The following is a 24026-nucleotide window of genomic DNA, read 5'->3' as shown; positions in this document are numbered from 1 at the left end:
AGCAGTATAGTTGGAGCCGACCATGAGCCATATACGGAAAAGCGAATACCCACGTGATCTGGCCGGTTATGGCCGCAACCCGCCGCACGCCCGATGGCCGGGCAACGCCTGCATCGCCGTCCAGTTCGTCCTCAACTACGAGGAAGGCGGCGAGAACTGCGTGCTGCACGGCGACGCCGGCTCCGAACAATTCCTCTCCGAAATGTTCAACCCGGCCAGCTACCCGGACCGCCACCTGTCGATGGAGTCGATCTACGAATACGGCTCGCGCACCGGCGTCTGGCGCATCCTCAAGGAATTCGAGAAACGCGGCCTGCCGCTCACCGTGTTCGGCGTCGGCATGGCGCTGCAGCGCAGCCCGGAAGTCACCGCCGCCTTCGTCGAACTGGGCCACGAGATCGCCTGCCACGGCTGGCGCTGGATTCACTACCAGACGATGGACGAAGCAACCGAGCGCGAGCACATGCGCCTAGCGCTGGAAGTCATCGAACAGATGACCGGCAGCCGCCCGCTCGGCTGGTACACCGGCCGCGATTCGCCGAACACCCGCCGCCTGGTTGCCGACGACGGGCGCCTCCTCTACGACAGCGATTACTACGGCGACGACCTACCGTTCTGGACCGAAGTCACCAAAACCGACGGCAGCACGGTGCCGCACCTGATCGTGCCGTACACGCTCGACACCAACGACATGCGCTTCTGCCTGCCGCAGGGCTTCAGCCACGGTGACCCGTTCTTCCAGTACCTGAAGGACAGCTTCGACGTGCTCTACGCCGAAGGCGAGGAAGCGCCGAAGATGCTCTCGATCGGCATGCACTGCCGCCTGCTCGGCCGGCCCGGCCGCTTCCTCGCGCTGCAGCGCTTCCTCGATCACATCGAACGGCACGACCGCGTCTGGGTCTGCCGTCGCCTCGACATCGCCCGCCACTGGCAGGCGACCCATCCCTACCGCCAGGACGATAAAAAATGATCCACGCCGCCCCCATCGTTTCCGCCGCCGCCGACCTGCCCGACTGGGCCAAGCGTTCGGTCAACCTCGCCGACACCCGCATCGGCGCCCGCGCGCTGTTCGCCACCGACGAGTTCTTCGCCCCGCTCGAACGCATGCTCGACCCCGAGCCGGCGGTTTTCGTGCCCGGCAAGTACGACGCCAACGGCAAGTGGATGGACGGCTGGGAAACCCGCCGCAAGCGCACCACCGGCTACGACTGGAGCCTGGTCAAGCTCGGCCGGCGCGGCATCTTGCGCGGCTTCGACGTCGATACCAGCCACTTCACCGGCAACTTCGCGCCGGCCGTCTCGATCGACGCCACCGACTGCGAGTCGGACGACCCCGAAGTCCTGGCCAAGGCCCGCTGGACGCGCATCCTGCCGTCCACCACGCTGACCGGCAACAGCCACCACCTGCTCGCCGTCGACAGCGCCGACACCTGGAGCCACCTGCGCATCAACATGTACCCGGACGGCGGCATCGCCCGTCTGCGCGCCTACGGCCAGCCGGTCGGCGTTTTCGACGCCAGCGAGCCGGACCGCATCTACGACCTCGTCGCGCTGGAAAACGGCGGCCGCGCGGTGGCCTGGAACGACGCCCACTTCGGCTCGGCGGCCAACCTGATCGCCCCCGGCCGCGGCATCAACATGGGCGACGGCTGGGAAACCCGCCGCCGCCGCGAACCGGGCAACGACTGGTGCATCCTGCAACTGGGCGCGCCCGGCATCATCGAGCGTGTCGAGGTCGACACCGCCCACTTCAAGGGCAACTTCCCCGACCGCTGCTCGATCCAGGCGGCGCGCATGGACGGCGGCACCGACCAGTCGGTGATCACCCAGAGCATGTTCTGGCCGGTGCTGCTCGCCGAACAGAAACTGTCGATGGACGCCATCCACACCTTCGACGGCCTGGCCGACCTCGGCCCGGTGACGCACGTGCGCCTGAACATCATCCCGGACGGCGGCGTTTCAAGGCTGCGCCTGTGGGGCAAGGTGGCGCGGTGAAAATTCTTCTTCCGGAACCGTTGACCGCAAGCGCCTTCGCCCCCTTCGGCGAAGTCATCGCGGTCAACGCCGCGCAACGGCATTTTTCCATCAACGGCGGCAACACCGAGCGCTACCACGATCTCGCCGAACTGGTGCCCGGCCCGGACGGCAAACTGATCGTCAGCCTCTTCCGTGGCCAGCCGCGCGCCCTGCCCTTCGCCATCGAAATGCTGGAACGCCATCCGCTCGGCTCGCAGGCCTTCATGCCGCTCGGCGACCAGCCTTACCTGATCGTCGTCGCACCGCCCGGCCCCCCGCCCGGCCCCGACGACCTGCGCGCCTTCCTCGCCCAGCCCGGCGCGGGCGTCAATTACGCGCCCGGCACCTGGCACCACCCGCTGCTGGCGCTCAACGCAGTTAGCGACTTCCTCGTCATCGACCGCAGCGGCCCCGGCAACAACTGCGACGAGACCGCGATCACGCCGCCAGTGCAGTTGGCGCTGGCCTGAGGGCAAACAATCCGGCGATCAGGCGCCTTGCCCGACAACGCGGTCGAGTTCGGCGATCCACACCGCCTTCTGGGCGGCATCGACAAAACTCGCCTCAAAGCTGTTGCGGGCAATGCGCTGCCAGGTCGCCGCGTCAAAGCCGAAAGCCGCCTGAACGGCGCGGATGTTGTCGTTCAGGTAACCGCCGAAGTAAGCCGGATCATCGCTGTTGACGGTGACCCGCACGCCGGCCGCGAGCAGTTGCGGTAGCGTGTGCTCGGCCATCGAGCCGAACACGCACAGGCGCAGGTTGGACAGCGGGCAGACGGTGAGCGGGATCGCCTCGCGCGCCAGCCGTGCGACCAGTTCCGGGTCCTCGACCGCGCGCACGCCGTGGTCGATACGCGCCGAGCCGAGCAGGTCGAGCGCCTCAACCACATAGGCCGGCGGCCCCTCCTCGCCGGCATGAGCGACCACCGGCTTGCCGAGTTCGCGGCAGCGCGCGAAAACCCGCGCGAATTTGCTCGGCGGATGGCCCTTTTCCGAAGAATCGAGGCCGAAGCCGTGAATCCGGTCGAGCCAGGGCTCGGCTTCGGCCAGCGTGGCGAACGCATCTTCCTCACTCAGGTGACGCAGGAAACAGAGAATCAGCAGGCCACTGATCCCCCAACGCTGAAGCCCGATACGCAGCCCCTCCTCGAGGCCGTCGAGCACCGTCAAATAGGAAATGCCCCGCGCCGTATGGGTCTGCGGATCGAAGAAAATCTCGGCATGAACCACATTATCGGCCGCTGCCCGTTCCAGGTAGGCAAGCATCAGGTCGCGGAAATCATCGGCCGTACGCAGCACGTCGGCGCAAGCGTAGTAGAGATCAAGAAAGGACTGCAGGCTGTCGAAATCATAAGCCGCCCGCAACGCTGCCTCATCGGCATAAGGCAGCGCAATGCCATTGCGCCGGGCCAGCGCGAAAGCCAGATCGGGCTCAAGCGTGCCCTCGATATGCACATGCAGCTCGGCCTTGGGCATGCGGCAGACGAGTTCAAGAACGGGGTCGTGGGTGGTCATCGCAGAAATTCTCCGTGAAAGCGCGGCGTCGGCCCGATTCTACGAGAAGCGGCCGTGCGGCGGGCGTATAACCGGCATTGGAGATCGGGGATTGCGGGAGGAGTGTGAAAGGGGGCTACTTGTCGGCCTTAGCCGAGCTTGGGCCTTAAACGAGACACAGACGGCAATGTGTCGGTCAACTGCCGTCCAGCTCCCAAACGCCTCTAACGGCTGCTTGCCCATTAAGCGAATTCGTGCTCCCGACCCGAAGCGGAACTTGGTCGATTGTGAAAGCGGATGTTCAACATTTGGTTAGAGGCGGGCTTTAGCCCGTCCCATTGAGCGAAGCGAGCGTTTTGAACCAGTTGTTAGGCGCAGACTTGAACTGGGCGTTACAAGTGGTTGCGCCGCGATAGCCAACAGTGCTTTTGCTTTAAATGGCTTCTTCATGCTGTTGTGCAGTTTCATGCGCTTGTTTTGCTCGGCAACTTTTGAGCGCCACAGCGCCAACACGATGCTATGGCTGCCGTGCCGGATGTCGCTGAACCAAGATTTTTTGCGCCGCCCGCGATTTCAAATACGCCAAATTCTTCTGATGAAAAAACACGGTTTTGAACTATTGATTCCGCGATTTTCCATGCCCCCGCATTCCTTTGATTTATTAGGCAAGAAAATTAAAAACCACGTAACTCATTGCAAATAAAAAAATGGGCGCAGCGAGAATATTGAATAATGAATTAACGATTATTTTGCCATTTCTCTCTGATAAACTTACCGAATCTCCTATTTTATAGATAAAAACCAATAATCCATTGTCAGCTTCAAATTTGCAGTCAACTCCGCTTGAATTCTTGTAAGAAATTTCCATGAGTGTTGATTTGGCTATACCAGTAATTGTTCTGTTTCTAGTTATTAAATTAGTGACCACACCAAAAACTCTGTTTCCTGTGAACAACAGGTGCAATCTATAAAACAATAAAGCTATGGCGAGCACAAATAAGGAGTAGCTTAAGATTTTGAAGTACCAATACATGCCTTTCCCTTGTGAAAGTATGAAGCAGTTATGTTTGCCTAACGAAGTGCCCGCATCGTGCCGCGAACCATACGGAATAACAAGACTCCAGGCTGCAGTTCAGTTCAGGTGCAGGCTGGGCTTTGTCTGGCCATTGCGGTAAGTTCGCCTTCAAGGCGGGAAATGCGCAGCTCCAGGAGACGGATTTCCTCGATCAGGAGCCGCATCGATTCCCGAATCAGCAACGGAATATTCAATTCGGGTTCGGCCAGCGCCCAGCTCATTGCTTCAACCCGACACTGGCCACAGCCCGACGGTCCGCAGTGGCCGATGTCCTGACAACGGTTAATTTCCACCTGTCACAACAAGCATGCCCATTGAGTGCAAACGCGCCAAATCGGGAAGCACATCGATCGCAACTATAGATACGGCCGCAATTCGCTCACAGGAATGGCGAGACAGGATTTTTGATAGCGATAGACGGCGAAATTGAGGCCGATTAATTCGCCGCGAGCATTCAGTACCGGTCCGCCCGACGATCCTCCCGAGCAGAAAGCCCCGAGCTTCAAGGTTTTTCCGCCATCAGCATACCCAAGGACAGACCCCTGCCCGATTACCGGAATGCCTGATGGATATCCATACAGCCAGATGTTTTCTCCTTCGACGATCTTCGCACTAGGCGCAACAGGCTGCCCCCGGAAGCCCCCGACAAGAACACAGGCGTCAAGCTTTCCAAGCTGGTAGTACTTTGCCACCTTGAACCAATCGCCTGTCTTTCTCTGCATCACCTTCGGCCATCCGCCCTTGCCCTGGACGATATGACAATTCGTCAAAATCCTGTCGGGTGACAACAGTACGCCGGTGCCGAAATAGTTTGAATTGCCGACCGGAACAACAACTTTATAAATTGCGGATTCAACCGCGTAAGGATTCTCAGCTAGGACAGAAACCGGCAACAGCGAGAGGAATAGCATGACGATGGATTTCATGCCGTGATTAAACACTAAAACAAAGCCCCCGACCAAGGCCGGGGGCTTTGTGCATTGGCCGGGCGAAACCGGCCGGTGCCGTGTTGCTGCTTACTTCGGGATCGAACCTTCGACGCCTTCGACGTAGAAGTTCATCTGCTTCAGTTCGGGGTCGGTGTAGCTCTTGCCGGCGGCGAGGACGACCTTGCCCGACTGGTCCTTGAGCGGGCCAGTGAAGGGGTGGAGTTTGCCGGACTTGATATCGTCGCGGCGCTGTTCGGCGATCTTCTTCAGCTCGGGGGAAACGGCCGGGCCGAAGTTGTCGATGTTGACTGCGCCTTCCTTGACGCCCCACCAGATGTCGCCGCTCTTCCAGGTACCGGCCTGGACTTCGTCGAGCGTCTTCTTGTAGATCACGCCCCAGTTCAGGATCGACGCGGCCAGGTGGGCCTTGCCGCCGAACTTGCTCATGTCGGAATCCCAGCCGAAGGCGAGCACGCCTTTTTCCTGGGCGACCTGGACGACGGCCGGGGAATCGGTGTTCTGCATGAGCACATCAGCGCCCTGGGCGATCAGCGCCAGCGCGGCTTCGCGTTCCTTGCCCGGATCGAACCAGCTATTGACCCAGATGACGCGGGTCGTGGCGGCCGGGTTGACGCTGCGGGCGCCAATCGTGAATGCGTTGATGTTGCGGATGACTTCCGGAATGGGGATCGAACCGACGACGCCAAGCTTGTTGCCCTTGCTCATCTTGCCGGCGATGACGCCGAGCATGTAGGCGCCTTCGTAGGTGCGGACGTCGTAGACGCCGAGGTTCTTGTCGGTCTTGTAGCCGGTGGCGTGCATGAAAACCGTGTTGGGGAAGGCCTTGGCGACCTTGACCATCTGGTTCATGTAACCGAAAGAGGTGCCAAAGACGACCTTGTGGCCCTTCTGGGCCATATCGCGGAAGACGCGTTCGGCGTCGGCGGTTTCCGGGACGTTTTCAACGTAGCTGGTTTTCACCTTGCCGCCGGACTGGGCTTCAACGGACTTGCGCCCGACATCATGGGAATAGGTCCAGCCGTGGTCGCCGGTCGGGCCGATGTAGACAAAGCCAGCCTTGAGGGGGGCACCGGTCTGCGCGCCGGCAACGCAGGAGAGCGCGAGCAGGCCTGCAGCGGCAAGGGTCTTGAAGCTTTTCGGAATCATGCGGAAATCTCCTTTACGGGGTTTGTTGAATCGCCTTCACTGTAACAACGCACGCCGCAGCAACCTATCTTGCCAACGTTATGAACAGTATTGCTCGCCGCTGTCATCACGCGCCGGCCCGACGCCGGATAATGCCAGGCAACATTGATCGGAGGTTTCCCCATGCACCCCCAGCCGAACGGCAAGGATACCCGTTTCCTGCAGCACTGCATCATGCTCTCCCGCCAGGTCCGCGATGCCGGCAAGCACCCATTCGCGGCCATCGTCGTCGATGAGCACGACAACATCGTGGTCGAAGCCGGCAACGATTCGCTGCCGCCCGAAGGCGATCCGACCCGCCACGCCGAACTGGTCGCCGCTGCTCGTGCCGCCCGCCTGCTGACGCCGGCCCAGCTCGCCCGGTGTACGCTGTATTCGAGCGCCGAGCCCTGCGCCATGTGCGCCGGGGCAATCTACTGGTGCGGCATCGGCCGCGTCGTCTATGCGCTGTCCGAACACCGACTGCTGACGCTGACCGGCGACCATCCGGAAAACCCGACCTTCGCCCTGCCCTGCCGCGAGGTCTTCGCCCGCGGCCAGCGCCGCATCGAGGTCGTCGGCCCCTGCCTGGAAGACGAGGCGGCAGCGCCGCACGCCGGATTCTGGCGAACCATAAGCCCCGGCGCATAGTCCTTATCCATGGCGGGTGCTGCCCGGCACACACGCCCTGTGCTAATTTTGATCCATGCCATCAGCGAAACTTGCAGCCATGTCCGAACGTCCGATCCAGTTCTATTTCCGCGGCGCCATCCACGCCATACAGGGGGCAGCACCGACGCGCACGGTGCTCCAGTACCTGCGCGAGGATCTCTGCCAGACCGGGACCAAGGAAGGTTGCGCCGAGGGCGACTGTGGCGCGTGCACGGTGGTCATCGGCGAACTGGTCGGCGCACCCGGTGCCGAGGAATTGCGCCTGCGCGCGGTCAATGCCTGCATCCAGTTCCTGCCCGCGCTCGACGGCAAGGCGCTGTTCACGGTCGAGGACCTGGCGGCCGGCGAGCAACTGCACCCGGTACAGCAGGCGCTGGTCGACCGGCACGGTTCGCAATGCGGTTTCTGTACGCCGGGTTTCGCCATGTCGCTGTTCGCCCTTTATGAAAACCAGGACCATTGCCCGGAACGCGACGAGATCGACCACACGCTGTCCGGCAACCTGTGCCGCTGCACCGGCTACCGGCCGATCGTCGATGCCGCGCGCGACGCCTACGCGCTGCCGCGTCGCCAGCTCGACCGCCTGCCGGTAATCGCCGCCTTGAAAACGCTGGCCGAGCTGCCGCCGCTCGATTACGTCGGCGACGGCCGGCGCAGCCACAGCCCGCGCACATTGGCCGAACTCGCCGAACTGCGCGAGCGGCTACCGCAAGCCCGGCTGGTCGCCGGCGGCACCGATGTCGGCCTGTGGGTAACCAAGCAGGGGCGCGACCTCGGCGAACTGATCCTGACCGGCGCCGTCGCCGAACTCAAGCGCATCCAGATCGGCCCCGGCCGGCTGGAAATCGGTGCCGGCGCCACCCTGACCGACGCCTTCGCGGCGCTCACCGCCTTCGAGCCGCAATGGGCCGAACTGGCCCGACGATTTGCCTCGACGCCGGTCAAGAACGCCGGCACACTCGGCGGCAACGTCGCCAACGGCTCGCCGATCGGCGATTCGATGCCGGCGCTGATCGCCCTCGGCGCACGCATCGTGCTGCAGCGCGGTGACGCGACGCGGGAAATGGCGCTGGAAGACTTCTACCTCGATTACCAGAAGACGGCGCTGGCCGCCGGCGAATTCGTCCGCGCGCTCGTCCTCGACGCGCCGGCCGCCGGGCTAAAACGCCACTTCCGCAGCTACAAGGTGGCCAAGCGACTCGACCAGGACATTTCTGCAGTCGCCTGCGGGCTGGCCGTCCATGTTGACGACGAAGGCTGCATCCGCCGCGCCCGCCTCGCCTTCGGCGGCATGGCCGCGACCCCGAAGCGAGCCGCCGGCGCCGAAGCGGCGCTGCTCGGCCGACCGTGGGACGCCGCCGCCGTGCGCCGGGCGATGGACGCGCTGGGCAGCGATTTCGCCCCCTTCACCGACGTGCGCGCCAGCAGCGCCTACCGGCTGAGCGTCGCCGCCAACCTGCTGCAACGCTTCTGGCTGGAAACTTCGGGCGCCGGCGATACGCCGGTCCGCCTCGCTGCGCTGACGCCGATCGCCCCGGAGGACCAGCCATGAGCGATACGCTGATCGGCCGCCCGCTGCCGCACGAAAGCGCCCGCCTGCACGTCAGCGGCCGCGCCCACTACATCGACGACCTGCCGGAAGCCGCCGGCACGCTGCACGCGGCGCCCGGTTTATCGACCGTCGCCCGTGGCCGCATCCGCAACATCGACCTCAGCGCCGTGCGCGCTTGTCCCGGCGTGCGCGCCGTGCTCACCGCCGCCGACATCCCCGGCGAAAACAATTGCGGGCCGATCCTGCACGACGACCCCATCCTCGCCGCCGACACGGTCAGCTTCCACGGCCAGCCGGTCTTCGTCGTCGCCGCCGAGACGCGCGACATCGCCCGCCAGGCAGCGCGTCTGGCCAGGATCGACTACGACATCGAGCCGCCCATCCTCGACGTGGACGCGGCGATTGCCGCCGAATCCTGGGTGCTGCCGCCGTTTTTCATGCAGCGCGGCGCCATCGACGCCGCCTTTGCCGACGCGCCGCACCGCCTGAGCGGCAACGCCGTGCTTGGCGGTCAGGAACATTTCTACCTCGAAGGCCAGATTTCCTATGCCCAGCCGGGCGACGACGGCACGCTGCACGTGCTCTGCTCGACCCAGCACCCGACCGAAATGCAGCAGTTGGTCGCCCATTGCCTGGGCTGGCGCGCCCACCGCGTCAGCGTCGAATGCCGGCGCATGGGCGGCGGCTTCGGCGGCAAGGAATCGCAATCAGCGCAATGGGCCTGCCTGGCCGCGCTGCTCGCCACACGCACCGGCCGGGCAGTGAAAATCCGCCTCGACCGCGATGACGACATGGTCGCCACCGGCAAGCGCCACCCCTACCGCTACCACTGGGACAGCGCCTTCGACGACAGCGGCCGCCTGCTCGGCCTGAAACTCGAATTCGCGTCCGACTGCGGCCACTCGGCCGACCTCTCGGGGCCGGTCAACGACCGCACCATCTGCCACATCGACAACGCCTACTACCTCGACGCGCTCGCCCTGAAAAGCCTGCGCTGCAGGACCAACCGCGTCTCCAACACGGCATTTCGCGGTTTTGGCGGGCCGCAGGGGATGTTCGTCATCGAGAACGTGCTCGACGACATCGCCCGCCACCTCGGCCTCGACCCGCTGGCCATCCGCCGCGCCAACTTCTACGACGTCGAACCGGGCGCGCGCAGCACCACGCCCTACGGCACGCTCGTCGAGGACAACGTCGCCCCGGCGCTGGTCGCCGAACTCGAACGCGATTGTGCCTACACCGCCCGCCGCGCGGCGATTGCCAAATTCAACGCCGGCAGCCCGGTCTTGAAACGCGGCATCGCGCTGACTCCGATCAAGTTTGGCATCTCGTTCAACGCCACGCACTACAACCAGGCCGGCGCGCTGGTCCATGTCTACACCGACGGCAGCGTGCTCGTCTCGCACGGCGGCACCGAAATGGGCCAGGGCTTGTACACCAAGATCAAGCAGATCGTCGCCCACGAATTCGGCCTGCCTTTCGAAGATGTCCGCCTCTCGTCCACCGACACCCGGCGCGTCGCCAACACCTCGGCCACTGCCGCGTCGAGCGGTACCGACCTCAACGGCAAGGCGGCGCAGGCGGCGTGCAACAACATCAAGGCGCGACTGGCCGCCTTTGTCGGCGAACTGACCAACGGCGCGGTCGCCGCCGCCGACGTGCAGTTCGCCGACAGCCGGGTGCGCGCGCCAGGTTTCGACGAAGCCTTCGCCGACCTCGTCATGCGCGCCTACCGCGCGCGCATCCAGTTGTGGGACGCCGGTTTCTACAAGACGCCGAAAATCCATTTCGACCCGGTGACCAAGCTCGGCCGCCCCTTCTACTACTTCGCCTACGGCGCCGCCTGCAGCGAGGTGGCCATCGACACGCTGACCGGCGAGAGCCGCGTGCTGCGCGTGGACATCCTCCACGACGCCGGCCGCTCGATCAATCCGGCGCTCGACATCGGCCAGATCGAAGGCGGCTTCGTCCAGGGCATGGGCTGGCTGACCAGCGAGGAACTGTGGTGGCGTCCGGACGGCAAGCTGATGAGCCACGCGCCGTCGACCTACAAGATCCCGACCGCCAGCGACCTGCCGGACGTCTTCAACGTCCGCCTCTACGACAACGCCAACGTCGAGGACAGCATCCACCGCTCGAAGGCGGTCGGCGAACCACCGTTCATGCTCGCCCTCTCGGTGTATCAGGCGCTGCGCGATGCGGTTGCTGCCGCCCTGCCGGCCGGCCGGCCACTGCAGCTCGACGCGCCGGCAACGCCGGAAGCGATCCTGCGCGCAATTTCCGGTGGGGGCAGCTGACATGGCCGCCGACTGGGTCGCCCCGCTGGCCGCCCGCCTCGCCGCTGGCGAGGACGTCGTGCTGGTCACCGTCGCCGCCGTCCAGGGCTCGGCGCCGCGCGACGCCGGGACGACGATGCTGGTCGGCGCCAGCGACACCGAACTGACCATCGGCGGCGGCCACCTCGAATGGCAGGCGACTGCCCACGCCGACCGCCTGCTGGCCGGTGGCGGCCGGCCGCAGGTGGTGCGCTACGCGCTCGGCGCCCGACTCGGCCAGTGTTGCGGCGGTGTCGTCTGGCTGGCCTATGAGAGGATTTCCGCCAACGAGGCTGCCGTCTGGGCGCAGCACAGCGCCGCGCTGGCTGGCGGCGCCCGCCTGCAACGGCGGCTGGCCGCCGGCGATACGGCATCGACCTGGCAGACCGGCGCCGCCGCCTGCGCCACCGCCTTGCTCGGCGGGCCGGAGGACTGGCATTTCGTGCAGGACATCGCCGGCAGCGCCTTCCCGGTCTGGGTTTTCGGGGCCGGCCACGTCGCCCGGGCACTGATCCGCCAGTTGCTGCCACTGGGCGCCACCGTCACCTGGATCGACACGCGTGACCAAGCCTTTGCCGATGTCGATACGAGCGGTGTCGACACCCGCCTCACCGACCTGCCCGAAAGCGAAGTGGCACAAGCGCCGGCCGGCACTTTCTTCGTTGTCATGACGCACAGCCACACGCTGGATTTTGCGCTGTGCGAGGCGATCTTCCGCCGCCGCGACTTCGCCTATTTCGGGCTGATCGGCTCGCACAGCAAACGCGCCAGTTTCGAGCGCCGGCTGCGCGACCGTGGTCTGGCACCCGACCGCCTGCGCGAGATGACCTGCCCGATCGGCATTCCCGGCATCGTCGGCAAGGAACCGTCAGCGATTGCCCTGGCGGTTGCCGCCGAACTGCTCAGCCTGCATCATGCACGCCAGTTGCTGCACCAGGCCGGCCGTCCGCGCCTGAGCACCATTCCCGTTCGCCCCGACCTGCCGGAGTAAGCATGAGCTCGCCCGAAGCCCGTCTCAAGTTGTTGCACATCAGCAAACGCTATCCCAGCGTCGTCGCCAACGACGACATCAGCCTGAGCGTGATGCCCGGCGAGATCCACGCCATCCTCGGCGAAAACGGGGCCGGCAAGAGCACGCTGATGAAGATCATCTACGGCGCGGTCAAGGCCGACAGTGGCGAAATGCTCTGGGACGGTCGCCAGGTGAACGTGAGCAATCCGGCGCAGGCGCGCCGCCTGGGCATCGGCATGGTCTTCCAGCATTTTTCGCTGTTCGAGACGCTGAGCGTGGTCGAGAACATCGCCCTGGTCCTCGACGAAGCCTTTGACCTTGCGGCGCTGGCGGTAAGGGTGAAAGAGGTTTCCGAACGCTACGGCCTGCCGCTCGATCCGCACCGGCTGGTACATAGCCTGTCGGTCGGCGAGCGCCAGCGGGTCGAGATCGTCCGCTGCCTGCTGCAGGACCCCAAGCTGCTGATCCTCGACGAGCCGACCTCGGTGCTGACGCCGCAGGCCGTGCAGAAACTGTTCGAGACCTTGCGCCGGCTGGCGTCCGAAGGCGTTTCCATCCTCTACATCAGCCACAAGCTGCACGAAATCCAGTCGCTGTGCGACAGCGCGACCATCATGCGCGGCGGCAAGGTGACCGGCACCGCGATCCCGCGCGACGAAACGCCAGCTTCGCTGGCACGCATGATGATCGGCCGCGAGCTGCCGGTCTGCGTTGCCCCGCCCTACCACGGTCCGGTCCATCCGGTGCTGCAGGTCGAACGCCTCAGCCTGGCGTCCGACGACCCCTTCGGCACCTCGCTCAAGGATATCTCGCTGACGGTGAACGCCGGCGAGATCGTCGGCATCGCCGGCATTTCCGGCAACGGTCAGGCCGAACTGCTGGCCGCCTTGTCCGGCGAAACGACGGTGGACCGCGAAGCGGTCTGGCTGGCCGGCGAGGCCGTCGGCCACCTCGACGCCGGCCGGCGGCGCGACCGCGGCCTGGTCTTCGTTCCTGAAGAACGACTGGGGCGCGGCGCCGTACCGGCGCTGTCGCTGGCCCGCAACGCGCTGCTCACCGGCCACCGCCAGGGCATGAAGCGCTGGGGGCTGGTCGCTTTCGACAAGGCGCAGGCCTTCGCCGAGCAATGCATCGCCCGCTTCGACGTCCGCTGCGGCGGGCCAGGCGCCGCCGCCCGCTCCTTGTCCGGCGGCAACCTGCAGAAATTCATCGTCGGTCGCGAGATCATGCTCGCCCCCAAATTGATGATCGTCGCCCAGCCGACCTGGGGCGTCGATGTCGGCGCCTCGGCCTTCCTGCGCCAGACGCTGCTCGATCTGTCGCGCAGCGGTGTCGCCATCCTGGTCATTTCCGAGGAGCTCGAGGAATTGTTCGAAATCAGCGACCGCATCGCCGTCCTCGCCGCCGGCCGCCTGTCGGCACCGCAAGCACGCGAGCTGGCCGACGCCGAGTCGGTCGGCCTGCAGATGGCCGGCCTGTTCACCGACACCGACGCGGAGGTCAGCCATGCACCTGCTTGAACCCCGCGCCCAGCCGTCGCAGCTGATGCGCTGGACGGCGCCGCTGATCGCCATCGCCGCCACGCTGCTGGTCGGCTCCGTGCTGTTCTGGGCGCTCGGCAAGTCGCCGCTCGACTCCTTCCACGTTTTCTTCGTCGAACCGCTGACCACCGGCTACGGCTGGAGCGAACTGCTGATCAAGGCTTGCCCGCTGATCCTCATCGCCCAGGGCCTGGCGATCGGCTTCAAGGCGCGCATCTACAACATTGGCGCCGAAGGCCAGTTGATCGTCGGCGCGCTGTTCGGCGGCGGCATCGGCATCGCCTACGGCGAAACCGGCGCCGCCTGGGTACTGCCGGCGATGGTCGTCGCCGGCGCCATCGGCGGCGCCTTGTGGGGCGCCATCCCGGCGCTGCTCAAGACGCGCTTCAACGCCGAGGAAACACTGACCACGCTGATGCTGACCTATGTTGCCAGCCACCTGCTGTCGTACATGATGCACGGCCCCTGGCGCGACCCGGAGGGGATGAACTTCCCGCAGTCGATCCTGTTCGACGACGCGGCGCTGTTCGGCCTGCTGGTCGAGGGTTTCCGGATCAACAGTTCGCTGTGGATCGTCATTTTCGCGGTGCTCGCCTTCTGGCTGTTCAACGCCAGGAGCTTTCTCGCCTACCGTCTCGAAGTCGGCGGCCTGGCACCGGCGGCGGCGCGCTACGCCGGCTTTCCGGCGAAGCAGACGGTGTGGTTCAGCCTGGTCATTTCCGGTCTCACCGCCGGCCTTGCCGGGGTCGGCGAAGTCGCCGGACCGGTCGGCCAGTTGAACCTCAACATCTCGCCCGGCTACGGCTTTGCAGCGATCATCGTCGCCTACCTTGGTCGCCTGCACCCGCTCGGCATCGTCCTCGCCGGCACACTGATGGCGCTGATCTACCTCGGTGGCGAAGCAGCGCAACTGAGCCTGCAGATGCCGGCGGCGATCACCGGCATCTTCCAGGGCATGCTGCTGTTCTTCCTGCTTGGCGCCGACGCCTTCATCGATAACCGCCTGCGCCGCCGCGCCCGCTGACCGGAGACTGCGATGCTCGACTACCTTCCCCTGATCCTCGCCGGCACGCTCGCCGCCGCCACCCCGCTGATCTTCGCCGGCCTCGGCGAACTGGTCGCCGAACGCAGCGGCGTCATCAACCTCGGCGTCGAAGGCATGATGCTGATCGGCGCCATCGCCGGCTTCGCCGCTGCCGCCGAGACCGGCTACGGCGCCGTCATCGGCCTGCCCGCCGGCGCCCTGGCCGGCGCTGCGGCGGCAGCCATCTTCGGTTTCTTCGCCCTGTCGCTGACCGCCAACCAGGCCGCCTGCGGGCTGGCCCTGACCATTTTCGGCATCGGCCTGTCGGCCTTCATCGGCCAGCACTACGTCAGCTACAGCCTGCCCGGCCTGCAGCCGATCGCCATTCCGCTGCTCAGCGACATCCCGCTGCTCGGGCCGGCGCTGTTCCGGCAGGACTGGGTGGTCTACCTGTCGCTGATCGCCTTCGCGCTTGTCGCCTGGACCCTGACGAAAACCCGCCTCGGCCTGCTGCTCAAGGCGGTCGGCGAAGCGCCGGAGGCCGCCCACGCGATCGGCTACCCGGTGATCGCCATCCGTTACGGCGCAGTGATCTTCGGCGGTGCCATGGCCGGTATTGCCGGCGCCTACCTGGCCACGGTGTACACGCCGCTGTGGGTCCAGAACATGAGCGCTGGACGCGGCTGGATCGCCGTCGCCCTGGTCGTTTTCGCCACCTGGAAACCAACCCGGCTGATGCTCGGCGCCTACCTGTTCGGCTTCGTCACCATCCTGCAGTTCCACGCCCAGGGCCTCGGCATTTCGGTGCCGGTGCAACTGCTGGCGGCGCTGCCTTACCTGGCGACCATCGTCGTCCTGGTGCTGATCTCGCGCGACCGCAAGCTGCTGCAACTGAACCTGCCGGCTTCGCTCGGCAAGCCTTTCCTGCCATGACAACACTGCTGCTCAGGGACGCCGACGTCCTCGTCACCATGGACGCTGCCCGCCGCGAAATCCCCGGTGGCGGCGTCTTCATCCGCGACGGCGTGATCGAGGCGGTCGGCCCCAGCGCCGAGCTGCCAACCACCGCCGATCAGGTCATTTCGCTGGCCGGCACGGTCGCCCTGCCCGGCCTGGTGAACACCCACCACCACATGTACCAGAGCCTGACCCGCGCCATCCCCGGCGCCCAGGACGCCGAACTGTTCGGCTGGCTGCGCCGGCTCTATCCGATCTGGGCCGGGCTGACACCGGAAATGATCCGCGTGTCGACGCTGACCGCGATGGCCGAGCTGATCCTTTCCGGCTGTACCACGTCGAGCGACCATCTCTACCTATACCCAAACGGCAGCCGGCTCGACGACAGCATCGAAGCCGCCGCCACCATCGGCATGCGTTTCCACGCCGCGCGCGGCAGCATGAGCGTCGGCGAAAGCCAGGGCGGCCTGCCGCCGGACCGCCTCGTCGAAAACGAAGCGGCGATTCTGAAAGACACGCAGCGCCTGATCGAAACCTGGCACGATCCCAAACGCCACGCCATGCAGCGCATCGTCGTCGCGCCCTGCTCGCCGTTCTCGGTCAGCCGCGAACTGATGCGCGACGCCACCGAACTGGCGCGCAGCTACGGCGTTTCACTGCACACGCATCTCGCCGAGAACGACAACGACGTCGCCTACAGCCGCGAGAAGTTCGGCATGACGCCGGCCGAATACGCCGAATCGCTCGGCTGGGTCGGCCACGATGTCTGGCACGCCCACTGCGTCAAGCTCGACGCGCCGGGCATCGATCTTTTTGCCCGCAGCGGCACCGGCGTCGCGCATTGCCCGTGCTCGAACATGCGCCTGGCTTCCGGCATTGCGCCGATCCCGGCGATGCGCGCCGCCGGCGTCAATGTCGGGCTGGGCGTCGACGGCTGCGCCTCGAACGACGCCGCCCACCTGCTCGGCGAAGCGCGACAGGCGATGCTATTGGCCCGCGTCGGCCACGGTCCGGCGGCGATGAGCGCCCGCCAGGCGCTGGAACTGGCGACGCTGGGCGGTGCCAAAGTCCTCAACCGCGACGACATCGGCGCCCTCGCCCCGGGCATGAGCGCCGACCTCGTCGCCTTCGCTACCGGCGGCCTCGACCTGGCCGGCGCCGCCGTGCATGACCCGGTCGCCGCGCTGGTCTTCTGCACACCGCAAACGGTGCGCCATTCGATCATCAACGGCAAGGCGGTGGTCACCGACGGCCACTTGCTGCCGCTCGACCTGCCGCCGCTGGTCGCCGAACATAACCGGCTGGCCCGGCAACTGGCCAACACTGCGCACTGACATGAACGCCACCCGCAAACAACTGGTCTTCGGCCGCGTCCTCCACTTCCTCGCCGACCCGGGCGAAGCGGACGCCGCCGACAGCTATGAGTACTTTCCCGACGGCGCGCTGTGGATCGTCGCCGGCCGCATCGCTGCCGCCGGCACGCGCGCGGCAGTCGAAGCCAGCATCGCGCCAGCCGAACGCGCCGCCGCCGAAATCACCGACTACGGCGACCAGCTGATCCTGCCCGGCCTGGTCGACACCCACTGCCATTACCCGCAGTCGGCGGTGATCGCCTCCTTCGGCCGGCAACTGCTCGACTGGCTGAACGACTACACCTTCCCGGCCGAAACCGCCTTCGCCGACCCGGAAGTCGCCGCACACACCGCCGATTACTTCCTCGACCGCCTGCTCGCCCACGGCACGACCACCGCCGCCGTCTTCTCGACGGTGCATGCCGGCTCGGTCGACGCCTTCATGGCCGGCGCCGAAAAACGCCGGCTGCGCATGCTGACCGGCAAGGTCATGATGGACCGCCACGCGCCGCCGGCGCTGTGCGACACCGTCGCCGACGCCGAGCGCGACTGCCTGGCGCTGATCGAGCGCTGGCACGGCCAGGGCCGGCTGCGCTACTGCCTGACGCCGCGCTTCGCGCCGACTTCGACCGCAGCCCAGCTCAGCCTGGCCGGCGAGCTTTACCAAAGCAAACCGGACCTGCACGTGCAATCGCACCTGGCCGAAAACCTCGACGAGATCGCCTGGGTCAAGTCGCTGTTCCCGGAAGCGCGCGACTACCTCGACGTCTACGACCGCCACGGTCTGCTCGGCCCACGCAGCATCTATGGCCACTGCATCCACCTGTCGCCGGCCGAAGTCGCGCGCATGGCCGAAACCGGCACGGCGGCAGCCTTCTGCCCGACTTCCAACCTCTTCCTCGGCAGCGGCTTCTTCAACCACGCTGCCGCCGTCGATGCCAGCATCCGCGTCGGCCTCGCCACCGACGTCGGCGGCGGCACCTCGTTCAGCATGCTGCGCACGCTCGACGAAGCCTACAAGGTCTCGCAAGTCCACCGCCGCCCGCTGCCGCCGCTACGCGCCTGGTTCCTGGCCACGCTGGGCGGCGCGCAGGCGCTCTACCTCGACGAGTTCATCGGCAACTTCGCGGTCGGCAAGGAAGCCGACTTCATCGTCCTCAACCCGCGCGCGACGCCGGAACTCGACTTCCGCCTGGAAAAGACCGACGAACTGGCGGCGACGCTGTTCGCGCTGATGATCCTCGGCGACGAACGCTGCGTGACGGCGACGCATGTGCTGGGGGAAAGAGTCTCCGCCGCCGCGGACTGATCCGTCAGCTGCTTCGCCTGGGACGGGGCGCTTTCGCGGGCCTGGCGAACTGGTAACATGTTCGCCTTTGCCGCCCCCCGGGCCTGCTTCCACCTCCCTCCATGTCGCTCGATCCACAGACGCTGCTCGTCGTCAGCGTGACCAACCTGCTCGCCCTGGCCGTGCTCCTGCCAGTCATCATGGGCAAGAGACTGAGCCCGGCGGCGCGGGCGGCCAGGCTCTCGCTGATCGTGCATGCCGGGGCCTGGATCGCCGTCATCCTGTCCGAGCAGGTCGCCCCCGACTGGGCCAACCGGCTGTTGTCGACGCTCTCGATGGCAGGCTACGGGACGAGTCACTGGCTGCTTTTCCGGGCGCTTAGCGAATGGTTGGGCGAGCGGGCCGGCGGTCGCCTGCTGGGCGGACTCGCCATCGCCCTGCCCATCGGCTACCTGCTGCTGTTCGACAGCTACAGCGCCCGCGTCGGCTGGGCCAACCTGCTCATCGCCCTGCAGTTGGCCATCCTCTGCTACGCCACCCTGCGCCCGCGCAGCGCCCTGCGCGGTAGCTGGCGCTTCGCCCTGCTCACCTGTTTTGCGACGATGGGCGTTCTGACCCTGGCGCGCGGCGTGCTGGGCGCTTTCTACCCCGAGCTTTATCCGAATTTCGCTGCCCCGCATCCGGTCAACGTGGCGTCGCTGCTGGTGGCCAACGTCGCCATGGTGCTCGCCAACGTCTCACTGCTCGTGGCCTGGCGGGAAGAAGCCGAGTTGCGCCTGGAAGCGCTGGTCCTGACCGACCCGCTGACCACGCTGCTCAATCGCCGCGGCTGGGAAAAACACGGCGAACGGACCTTCGCCCTGGCCCGCCGGCACAACCAGCCGCTCGCCCTGCTCTCCTTCGACCTCGACCACTTCAAGGCAATCAACGACCAACGCGGCCACGAAGCCGGTGATGCCGCCTTGCGACTGTTCGGCAAGCTGCTGCACAGCCAGCAGCGCCAGGAAGACGTGGTGGCGCGAATCGGCGGCGAGGAATTCTGTGCCCTGCTGCCGCTGGCCGGCAACGCAGCGACGCAGCGTTACGATGCCCGCCTGCGTCGACTACTGGCAGACATGGCACCGGCCGAACTCGGCTACCCGCTCGATTTCAGCACCGGTCTGGCCTGTCTGGAAAGCGGCGACACCACACTGGAAGACCTGCGCCGGCGCTCCGACGCCGCCCTATACCGGGCCAAGGCGGCGGGACGCGGGCAGTTGAGCGAGTAAGTCGGGACGATCAGCCATTCGTGCCGCGCAGGGCGATCACCTCGGTGGAGCCTTGTCGGCCAACGAGCTGGCAACGCACGGCCAGAGCAAGCAGTGCGCCGATGAGTCTCGGCAACAAGCGCAGCCTGAGCGCGACGCAGGTGCTGGCGGTAACAGTCTGGGGCACAATAGTCCAAGATCATTATCTACAGGAAAATTCATGTCCCTGATTCTTGCCTCGGTCAACGAAGGCATCGGCACCATCACCCTGAATCACGACCTCAAGCGCAATGCGCTGTCCGAACAACTGGTCCATGCCATCGCCGCCACCCTCGCCGACTTCAGGGAAGCCGGGGCGCGCGTTGCCATCCTGCGTGCGCAGCCTGGTGCCAAGGTCTGGTCGGCCGGCCACGATGTCGCCGAACTGCCGCTCGGCGGCGTCGACCCGCTCGGCTGGCAGGACCCGCTGCGCATGCTGATCCGCGAGGTGGAAGCCTTTCCGGCGCCAGTGATTGCGCTGATTGAGGGCAGCGTCTGGGGCGGCGCCTGCGAACTGGTCTTTGCCTGCGACATGATCGTCGCCACGCCCGAGGCGACTTTTGCCGCAACGCCGGCCAAGCTCGGCGTGCCTTACAACGCGACCGGCCTGCTCACCTTCCTCAACGCCGCGCCACCACACATCGCCAAGGAGCTGCTATTCACCAGTCGTCCGATGACCGCTGCCCGCCTCGAACGCCAGGGCATCATCAACCACGTCGTACCGGTTGCCGAAATCACCGCGTTCACGCACGACATGGCGCAGACCATCGCCCACAACTCGCCGCTGGCGATTGGCGTCATGAAGGAACAACTACGCATCCTGGCTGCCGCACACGCCCTGTCGCCGGCCGATTTCGAGCGCATCCAGGGCCTGCGCCGTGTGGTATACAACAGCCGTGACTACGCCGAAGGCATCAATTCCTTCAAGGAAAAACGCACGCCGGTCTATCGCGGCGAGTGACAGGAGAGGCAAGACATGGACGAATTCATGCAGGCCGCCATTGCCGAAGCCCGGCAGGGCCTGGCCGAGGGCGGCATTCCCATCGGCTCGGTGATCGTGCACGACGGTCGCATCATCGGGCGCGGGCATAACCGGCGAGTCCAGCAGGGCAGCGCCATCCTGCACGGCGAGATGGATGCCTTCGAGAACGCCGGCCGCCAGCCGGCCTCGGTGTATCGGGAGGCGGTGCTGTACACCACCTTGTCGCCCTGTTCGATGTGCAGCGGGGCGATTCTGCTTTACGGCATTCGCCGCGTCATCGTCGGCGAGAACCGGACCTTCATGGGCGAAGAAGAACTACTGCGCTCGCGCGGCGTTGCCGTCGAGGTGCTGCAGGACGAAAGCTGCATCGCCCTGATGCGCGACTTCATCGCCGCCCGGCCGGAATTGTGGAATGAGGATATCGGGGTTTGAACCGGCGCCCCGCACCATGAAAAACGGCGCCCGCGGGCGCCGTTGTCGCGACAGTTGCGCGATTTCAGCCCGGCGCGTTCGGGTTGCGGTGCGCCCAGCCGGTCAGGCGCCGCTCCGCCAGGGCGAAGAGTTCGTACATGACCACCCCCATGACGCCGATGACGATCAGCCCGGCGAAGACGAGCGGCATGTTCATCGACGAGCTGGCCGACATCATCAGGTAGCCGATGCCGAGGTTGGAGGCGACCGTTTCCGAGATCACCGAGCCGACGAAGGCGAGCGTGATCGCCACTTTCAGCGAAGCGAAGAAGAACGGCAGCGAGCGCGGAATACCGACCTTGATCAGGATCTGCCAGCGACGGGCGCCGAGCGAGCGGAGCACGTCTTCCAGTTCTGGCTCCAGCGTCGCCAGGCCAGTGGCGACGTTGACCACGACCGGGAAGAAGGAGATCAGGAAGGCGGTGAGGATGGCCGGGATGGTGCCGATGCCGAACCAGACGACCAGCACCGGCACGAAGGCGACCTTGGGAATGCTGTTGAAACCGACCAGCAGCGGGTAGCAGGCTTTGTACACCAAGGGCGAGGCACCAACAGCGAGGCCGAGCATCATGCCGACGACAACGGCGATGGCGAAGCCGGCCAGCGTCGTCCACAGCGTCTGCATGGCGTGCATCATGATCGGCCCGGCGTATTCGACGCCGGAGACCCAGATCGCGCTCGGCGCCGGCATCAGGTAATCGGGAATGGCCAGGCCGGTACAGATGATTTCCCAGATCAGGAAAATGGCGACAGTGAGCAACCAGGGCGCGGCCTTGATGAGGGTGGAAGGTTTGATGACCATGGGAGTTCCTCAGGATTCGCGGATGCGGCCGATGTGGTCGCGCAGCTCGTGCACGTAGGCGGCAAACGTGTCGGTGTAGGTGACATCGAGCGGACGCGGGCGCGGCAGTTCGATTTCCTTGCGCACCAGGATGCGGCCCGGGCGCTTGCTCATCACGTAGACGGTATCGGCCAGGAAGACCGCCTCACGCAGGTCGTGGGTCACCAGAATGACGGTGAATGGCTTCTCCTGCCAGAGGTCGCGCAACATGCACCAGAGCTCTTCGCGGGTGAAGGCGTCGAGCGCGCCGAAAGGCTCGTCGAGCATCAGGAGGCGCGGCTGGTGGATCAGCGCGCGGCAGATCGACGCCCGCTGCTGCATGCCGCCGGACAGTTCCCAGGGGAACTTGTCGCCGTAGCCGGCCAGCCCGACGCGGGCGAGCAGCGCCTCGGCGTCGGCCGTGTATTGCGCCTTTTCCTTCTTCAGGTTGCTGCGGAAGGGTTCAACGATTTCCAGCGGCAGCATCACATTGTCCAGCGTACTGCGCCAGGGCAGCAGGTTGGCGGCCTGGAAGGCCATGCCGACGATCTTCAACGGACCACCGACCTCGCGTCCATCGACGAAGACGTAACCGTTGCTTGGCGGCTTGAGGCCGGAGACCAGCTTCATCAGGGTGGATTTGCCACAACCTGACGGGCCGACGACGGCGACGAATTCACCCTCACGAATGTCCAGACTGACATCCTCGATGGCGTTGGCGCCACCTGGTGCGTAGGCCAGGCTGACGTTCTCGAACTTGACGAAAGACATGCGGATTCCCTATCGGTAACGGCAACGGCCGGCGGCGACTGCCGCCGGCCGGGGGACTTACTTGAGTGCGCGCTCGGCAGCGGCCGGCAAGAAGGCAGCACTGAACAGATCGCCGGCCTTCGGCATCGCCGGCAGGCCATAGGCCTCGACGGTTTCGGCGAGCGAGCGTTGCAGGCGCTCGCCGGTCACGGCACCGAGACCATTGGCCTTGACTTCCGGGGTGATCACGCTGGATTCAAGTGCCAGCTTGAGGCGACGCGTTTCGAGGGCAACGTTGATCAGCGGATCGCGCTCCCTGACGTAGGCAATCGCGGCATCCGGGTTGGCGATGGTTTCCTTGAGCGCCTTGTTGAAGGCGCGCAGCAGGCCGGCCACCGCTTGCGGCTTCTCGGCAATCAGTTTCGGGCTGGCGATGATCGCGTTGCCATAGAGCGCAACACCGAAATCCGGATACTTCAGGGCAACGATCTCTTCCGGCTTGACGCCACGCGCTTCGAGGTTGAGCAGACTGGTGAAGTAGAAACCGGTGATGCCATCCACGTCACCACGCGCGAGCAGGGTTTCGCGCAGCGCCGGTTCGACGCTCTGCCACTTGACGGCATCGACGGCCAGACCATTCGACTTGGCAAAAGCCGGCCAGGCCTTGCGGCCAGCATCGAAGACCGGTGCCGCCAAAGTCTTGCCGACGAGGTCGGCGGGCTTCGTGATGCCAGACTTCTTGAGCACGAAGACAGCGGCCGGCGTTGCGTTGTACACCATATAGACGGCCTGGATCTTGGAGCCCGGCGTCTTCGCCTCATGCTCGACCAGTGCATTGAAGTCGGCAAAGCCCATGTCGTAGGCGCCGGTCGCGACGCGCGTGACGGCACCGGCCGAACCCGAGCCCGAATCGATCTCGACATCCAGCCCTTCGGCGGCGAAGTAACCCTTGGCCTTGGCCATCAGGAAAGGTGCGGACGGGCCCTCGAAACGCCAATCAAGCGTGAATTTGATCTTCTGCGGAGCCTGGGCAAACGCCGGCACAGTCAGGCAGGCAAGGCCAGCGGCAAGCAGCAGGCGACGGCAGGCATTGAAGGGAAGGGACATGAGCGATTCTCCTGAACGGTTGTGAATGGCCGTCTTCATGCAATCGCCGTGCCAAGCAATAAGTCTATGTTTTTAAACAACTTTTTAAAACCAGAAATTTCCCGAGGCCGCGTCGGTCAAGCCAGCAGAAGGTTTTCACCAAAATAGCGCAAAAAGCACGCCTCGATTTGGTGCATGAGCGGCAAAAACGCCCCCTCAC

Annotated in this window: 24 protein-coding genes; 15 read left to right on the top strand and 9 right to left on the bottom strand. The window is 65.4% G+C overall.

Annotated elements, in window-relative coordinates; genetic code table 11:
- Nucleotides 1-22: 22 nt before the first annotated feature.
- Genes puuE through AADV58_RS07305 form a run of 3 tightly spaced genes read left to right on the top strand, consistent with a single transcriptional unit; the run spans nucleotide 23 to nucleotide 2486 of the window.
- Nucleotides 23-970, top strand: a complete 948-nt coding sequence (gene puuE, locus AADV58_RS07315) for an allantoinase PuuE (protein WP_341744444.1) — start codon at nucleotides 23-25, stop codon at nucleotides 968-970.
- Entirely contained in the window at nucleotides 967-1995 is a 1029-nt protein-coding gene (gene alc, locus AADV58_RS07310; RefSeq protein ID WP_341744443.1) for an allantoicase, read from the top strand. The genes puuE and alc overlap by 4 nt, the downstream gene beginning before the upstream one ends.
- The gene (locus AADV58_RS07305; RefSeq protein ID WP_341744442.1) at nucleotides 1992-2486 is read left to right on the top strand and encodes an ureidoglycolate lyase; all 495 of its coding nucleotides are present in this window, start codon (nucleotides 1992-1994) and stop codon (nucleotides 2484-2486) included. The genes alc and AADV58_RS07305 overlap by 4 nt, the downstream gene beginning before the upstream one ends.
- An 18-nt stretch (nucleotides 2487-2504) precedes the next feature.
- Here the strand turns inward: AADV58_RS07305 and AADV58_RS07300 are convergent, their stop codons facing one another.
- The 5 genes from AADV58_RS07300 to AADV58_RS07280 all read right to left on the bottom strand — a co-directional run bounded on the left by AADV58_RS07300 (nucleotide 2505) and on the right by AADV58_RS07280 (nucleotide 6680).
- Complete coding sequence (locus AADV58_RS07300; RefSeq protein ID WP_341744441.1) at nucleotides 2505-3530, bottom strand: adenosine deaminase; 1026 nt, start codon at nucleotides 3528-3530, stop codon at nucleotides 2505-2507.
- Between the two features lie 291 nt (nucleotides 3531-3821).
- A complete protein-coding gene (locus AADV58_RS07295) occupies nucleotides 3822-3977 on the bottom strand; it encodes a hypothetical protein (protein WP_157272553.1) in 156 nt (51 codons plus the stop codon).
- 669 nt (nucleotides 3978-4646) lie between these two features.
- Nucleotides 4647-4805, bottom strand: a complete 159-nt coding sequence (locus AADV58_RS07290) for a hypothetical protein (RefSeq protein ID WP_157272554.1) — start codon at nucleotides 4803-4805, stop codon at nucleotides 4647-4649.
- Between the two features lie 135 nt (nucleotides 4806-4940).
- The gene (locus AADV58_RS07285) at nucleotides 4941-5510 is read right to left on the bottom strand and encodes a S1 family peptidase (RefSeq protein ID WP_281982190.1); all 570 of its coding nucleotides are present in this window, start codon (nucleotides 5508-5510) and stop codon (nucleotides 4941-4943) included.
- Nucleotides 5511-5600: 90 nt separating this feature from the next.
- Nucleotides 5601-6680 carry a BMP family ABC transporter substrate-binding protein gene (locus AADV58_RS07280; protein WP_028996002.1) on the bottom strand — a complete coding sequence of 360 codons (1080 nt, stop codon included), beginning with the start codon at nucleotides 6678-6680 and terminating at the stop codon, nucleotides 5601-5603.
- 162 nt (nucleotides 6681-6842) lie between these two features.
- On the opposite strand from AADV58_RS07280, the gene AADV58_RS07275 reads away from it, so the two are divergent.
- From AADV58_RS07275 to AADV58_RS07230, 10 genes are all read left to right on the top strand, one after another.
- Nucleotides 6843-7349: a nucleoside deaminase gene (locus AADV58_RS07275; RefSeq protein WP_341744440.1), complete on the top strand. Its 507-nt coding sequence runs from the start codon at nucleotides 6843-6845 to the stop codon at nucleotides 7347-7349.
- Nucleotides 7350-7428: 79 nt separating this feature from the next.
- Nucleotides 7429-8922 carry a xanthine dehydrogenase small subunit gene (gene xdhA, locus AADV58_RS07270; protein ID WP_341744439.1) on the top strand — a complete coding sequence of 498 codons (1494 nt, stop codon included), beginning with the start codon at nucleotides 7429-7431 and terminating at the stop codon, nucleotides 8920-8922.
- Nucleotides 8919-11219 (top strand): xanthine dehydrogenase molybdopterin binding subunit, encoded by a 2301-nt coding sequence (gene xdhB, locus AADV58_RS07265; protein WP_341744438.1) that lies wholly within the window; start codon nucleotides 8919-8921, stop codon nucleotides 11217-11219. Before xdhA ends, xdhB begins: the two co-directional genes overlap by 4 nt.
- Nucleotide 11220: 1 nt before the next feature.
- Nucleotides 11221-12228 (top strand): xanthine dehydrogenase accessory protein XdhC, encoded by a 1008-nt coding sequence (gene xdhC, locus AADV58_RS07260; RefSeq protein ID WP_341744437.1) that lies wholly within the window; start codon nucleotides 11221-11223, stop codon nucleotides 12226-12228.
- A 2-nt stretch (nucleotides 12229-12230) separates the two neighbouring features.
- The gene (locus AADV58_RS07255; protein ID WP_028996004.1) at nucleotides 12231-13769 is read left to right on the top strand and encodes an ABC transporter ATP-binding protein; all 1539 of its coding nucleotides are present in this window, start codon (nucleotides 12231-12233) and stop codon (nucleotides 13767-13769) included.
- Nucleotides 13756-14814 (top strand): ABC transporter permease, encoded by a 1059-nt coding sequence (locus AADV58_RS07250; protein WP_028996005.1) that lies wholly within the window; start codon nucleotides 13756-13758, stop codon nucleotides 14812-14814. The genes AADV58_RS07255 and AADV58_RS07250 overlap by 14 nt, the downstream gene beginning before the upstream one ends.
- Before the next feature lie 12 nt (nucleotides 14815-14826).
- Nucleotides 14827-15747 (top strand): ABC transporter permease, encoded by a 921-nt coding sequence (locus tag AADV58_RS07245; RefSeq protein WP_028996006.1) that lies wholly within the window; start codon nucleotides 14827-14829, stop codon nucleotides 15745-15747.
- A complete protein-coding gene (locus tag AADV58_RS07240; RefSeq protein ID WP_341744436.1) occupies nucleotides 15744-17105 on the top strand; it encodes an 8-oxoguanine deaminase in 1362 nt (453 codons plus the stop codon). The genes AADV58_RS07245 and AADV58_RS07240 overlap by 4 nt, the downstream gene beginning before the upstream one ends.
- A gap of 1 nt (nucleotide 17106) precedes the next feature.
- The gene (guaD, locus tag AADV58_RS07235; protein ID WP_341744435.1) at nucleotides 17107-18432 is read left to right on the top strand and encodes a guanine deaminase; all 1326 of its coding nucleotides are present in this window, start codon (nucleotides 17107-17109) and stop codon (nucleotides 18430-18432) included.
- A gap of 101 nt (nucleotides 18433-18533) precedes the next feature.
- Complete coding sequence (locus AADV58_RS07230; RefSeq protein ID WP_341744434.1) at nucleotides 18534-19679, top strand: GGDEF domain-containing protein; 1146 nt, start codon at nucleotides 18534-18536, stop codon at nucleotides 19677-19679.
- A gap of 10 nt (nucleotides 19680-19689) precedes the next feature.
- On the opposite strand, the gene AADV58_RS07225 is transcribed toward AADV58_RS07230, so the two are convergent.
- Nucleotides 19690-19845, bottom strand: a complete 156-nt coding sequence (locus AADV58_RS07225) for a hypothetical protein (RefSeq protein ID WP_157272555.1) — start codon at nucleotides 19843-19845, stop codon at nucleotides 19690-19692.
- 33 nt (nucleotides 19846-19878) lie between these two features.
- Between AADV58_RS07225 and scpB the strand changes: the two genes are divergently transcribed.
- Both scpB and AADV58_RS07215 read left to right on the top strand, forming a co-directional pair.
- A complete protein-coding gene (gene scpB / locus AADV58_RS07220; RefSeq protein ID WP_341744433.1) occupies nucleotides 19879-20658 on the top strand; it encodes a methylmalonyl-CoA decarboxylase in 780 nt (259 codons plus the stop codon).
- 15 nt (nucleotides 20659-20673) lie between these two features.
- Nucleotides 20674-21111 carry a nucleoside deaminase gene (locus AADV58_RS07215; protein ID WP_028996011.1) on the top strand — a complete coding sequence of 146 codons (438 nt, stop codon included), beginning with the start codon at nucleotides 20674-20676 and terminating at the stop codon, nucleotides 21109-21111.
- A 64-nt stretch (nucleotides 21112-21175) separates the two neighbouring features.
- On the opposite strand, the gene AADV58_RS07210 is transcribed toward AADV58_RS07215, so the two are convergent.
- Genes AADV58_RS07210 through AADV58_RS07200 form a run of 3 tightly spaced genes read right to left on the bottom strand, consistent with a single transcriptional unit; the run spans nucleotide 21176 to nucleotide 23827 of the window.
- On the bottom strand, nucleotides 21176-21952 hold the full coding sequence (locus AADV58_RS07210; protein ID WP_028996012.1) for an ABC transporter permease: 777 nt from the start codon (nucleotides 21950-21952) through the stop codon (nucleotides 21176-21178).
- A gap of 9 nt (nucleotides 21953-21961) precedes the next feature.
- A complete protein-coding gene (locus AADV58_RS07205; RefSeq protein WP_028996013.1) occupies nucleotides 21962-22741 on the bottom strand; it encodes an ABC transporter ATP-binding protein in 780 nt (259 codons plus the stop codon).
- Between the two features lie 57 nt (nucleotides 22742-22798).
- Nucleotides 22799-23827, bottom strand: coding sequence for an ABC transporter substrate-binding protein (locus AADV58_RS07200; protein WP_028996014.1), 1029 nt, complete (start codon nucleotides 23825-23827; stop codon nucleotides 22799-22801).
- Nucleotides 23828-24026: the final 199 nt, after the last annotated feature.

It is taken from the genome of Azonexus hydrophilus, from assembly GCF_038368255.1.
Lineage (GTDB): Bacteria > Pseudomonadota > Gammaproteobacteria > Burkholderiales > Rhodocyclaceae > Azonexus > Azonexus hydrophilus.
This window is presented reverse-complemented; position numbering and strand designations above follow the sequence as displayed.

Excerpts from the sequence above, each read along its gene's own strand:
- puuE (WP_341744444.1), top strand. The coding sequence starts at position 23 with ATGAGCCATATACGGAAAAGCGAATACCCACGTGATCTGGCCGGTTAT.
- alc (WP_341744443.1), top strand. The coding sequence starts at position 967 with ATGATCCACGCCGCCCCCATCGTTTCCGCCGCCGCCGACCTGCCCGAC.
- AADV58_RS07300 (WP_341744441.1), bottom strand. The coding sequence starts at position 3,530 with ATGACCACCCACGACCCCGTTCTTGAACTCGTCTGCCGCATGCCCAAG.
- AADV58_RS07295 (WP_157272553.1), bottom strand. The coding sequence starts at position 3,977 with ATGAAACTGCACAACAGCATGAAGAAGCCATTTAAAGCAAAAGCACTG.
- AADV58_RS07290 (WP_157272554.1), bottom strand. The coding sequence starts at position 4,805 with ATGAGCTGGGCGCTGGCCGAACCCGAATTGAATATTCCGTTGCTGATT.
- AADV58_RS07285 (WP_281982190.1), bottom strand. The coding sequence starts at position 5,510 with ATGAAATCCATCGTCATGCTATTCCTCTCGCTGTTGCCGGTTTCTGTC.
- AADV58_RS07280 (WP_028996002.1), bottom strand. The coding sequence starts at position 6,680 with ATGATTCCGAAAAGCTTCAAGACCCTTGCCGCTGCAGGCCTGCTCGCG.
- AADV58_RS07275 (WP_341744440.1), top strand. The coding sequence starts at position 6,843 with ATGCACCCCCAGCCGAACGGCAAGGATACCCGTTTCCTGCAGCACTGC.
- xdhA (WP_341744439.1), top strand. The coding sequence starts at position 7,429 with ATGTCCGAACGTCCGATCCAGTTCTATTTCCGCGGCGCCATCCACGCC.
- xdhB (WP_341744438.1), top strand. The coding sequence starts at position 8,919 with ATGAGCGATACGCTGATCGGCCGCCCGCTGCCGCACGAAAGCGCCCGC.
- xdhC (WP_341744437.1), top strand. The coding sequence starts at position 11,221 with ATGGCCGCCGACTGGGTCGCCCCGCTGGCCGCCCGCCTCGCCGCTGGC.
- AADV58_RS07255 (WP_028996004.1), top strand. The coding sequence starts at position 12,231 with ATGAGCTCGCCCGAAGCCCGTCTCAAGTTGTTGCACATCAGCAAACGC.
- AADV58_RS07250 (WP_028996005.1), top strand. The coding sequence starts at position 13,756 with ATGCACCTGCTTGAACCCCGCGCCCAGCCGTCGCAGCTGATGCGCTGG.
- AADV58_RS07245 (WP_028996006.1), top strand. The coding sequence starts at position 14,827 with ATGCTCGACTACCTTCCCCTGATCCTCGCCGGCACGCTCGCCGCCGCC.
- AADV58_RS07240 (WP_341744436.1), top strand. The coding sequence starts at position 15,744 with ATGACAACACTGCTGCTCAGGGACGCCGACGTCCTCGTCACCATGGAC.
- guaD (WP_341744435.1), top strand. The coding sequence starts at position 17,107 with ATGAACGCCACCCGCAAACAACTGGTCTTCGGCCGCGTCCTCCACTTC.
- AADV58_RS07230 (WP_341744434.1), top strand. The coding sequence starts at position 18,534 with ATGTCGCTCGATCCACAGACGCTGCTCGTCGTCAGCGTGACCAACCTG.
- scpB (WP_341744433.1), top strand. The coding sequence starts at position 19,879 with ATGTCCCTGATTCTTGCCTCGGTCAACGAAGGCATCGGCACCATCACC.
- AADV58_RS07215 (WP_028996011.1), top strand. The coding sequence starts at position 20,674 with ATGGACGAATTCATGCAGGCCGCCATTGCCGAAGCCCGGCAGGGCCTG.
- AADV58_RS07210 (WP_028996012.1), bottom strand. The coding sequence starts at position 21,952 with ATGGTCATCAAACCTTCCACCCTCATCAAGGCCGCGCCCTGGTTGCTC.
- AADV58_RS07205 (WP_028996013.1), bottom strand. The coding sequence starts at position 22,741 with ATGTCTTTCGTCAAGTTCGAGAACGTCAGCCTGGCCTACGCACCAGGT.
- AADV58_RS07200 (WP_028996014.1), bottom strand. The coding sequence starts at position 23,827 with ATGTCCCTTCCCTTCAATGCCTGCCGTCGCCTGCTGCTTGCCGCTGGC.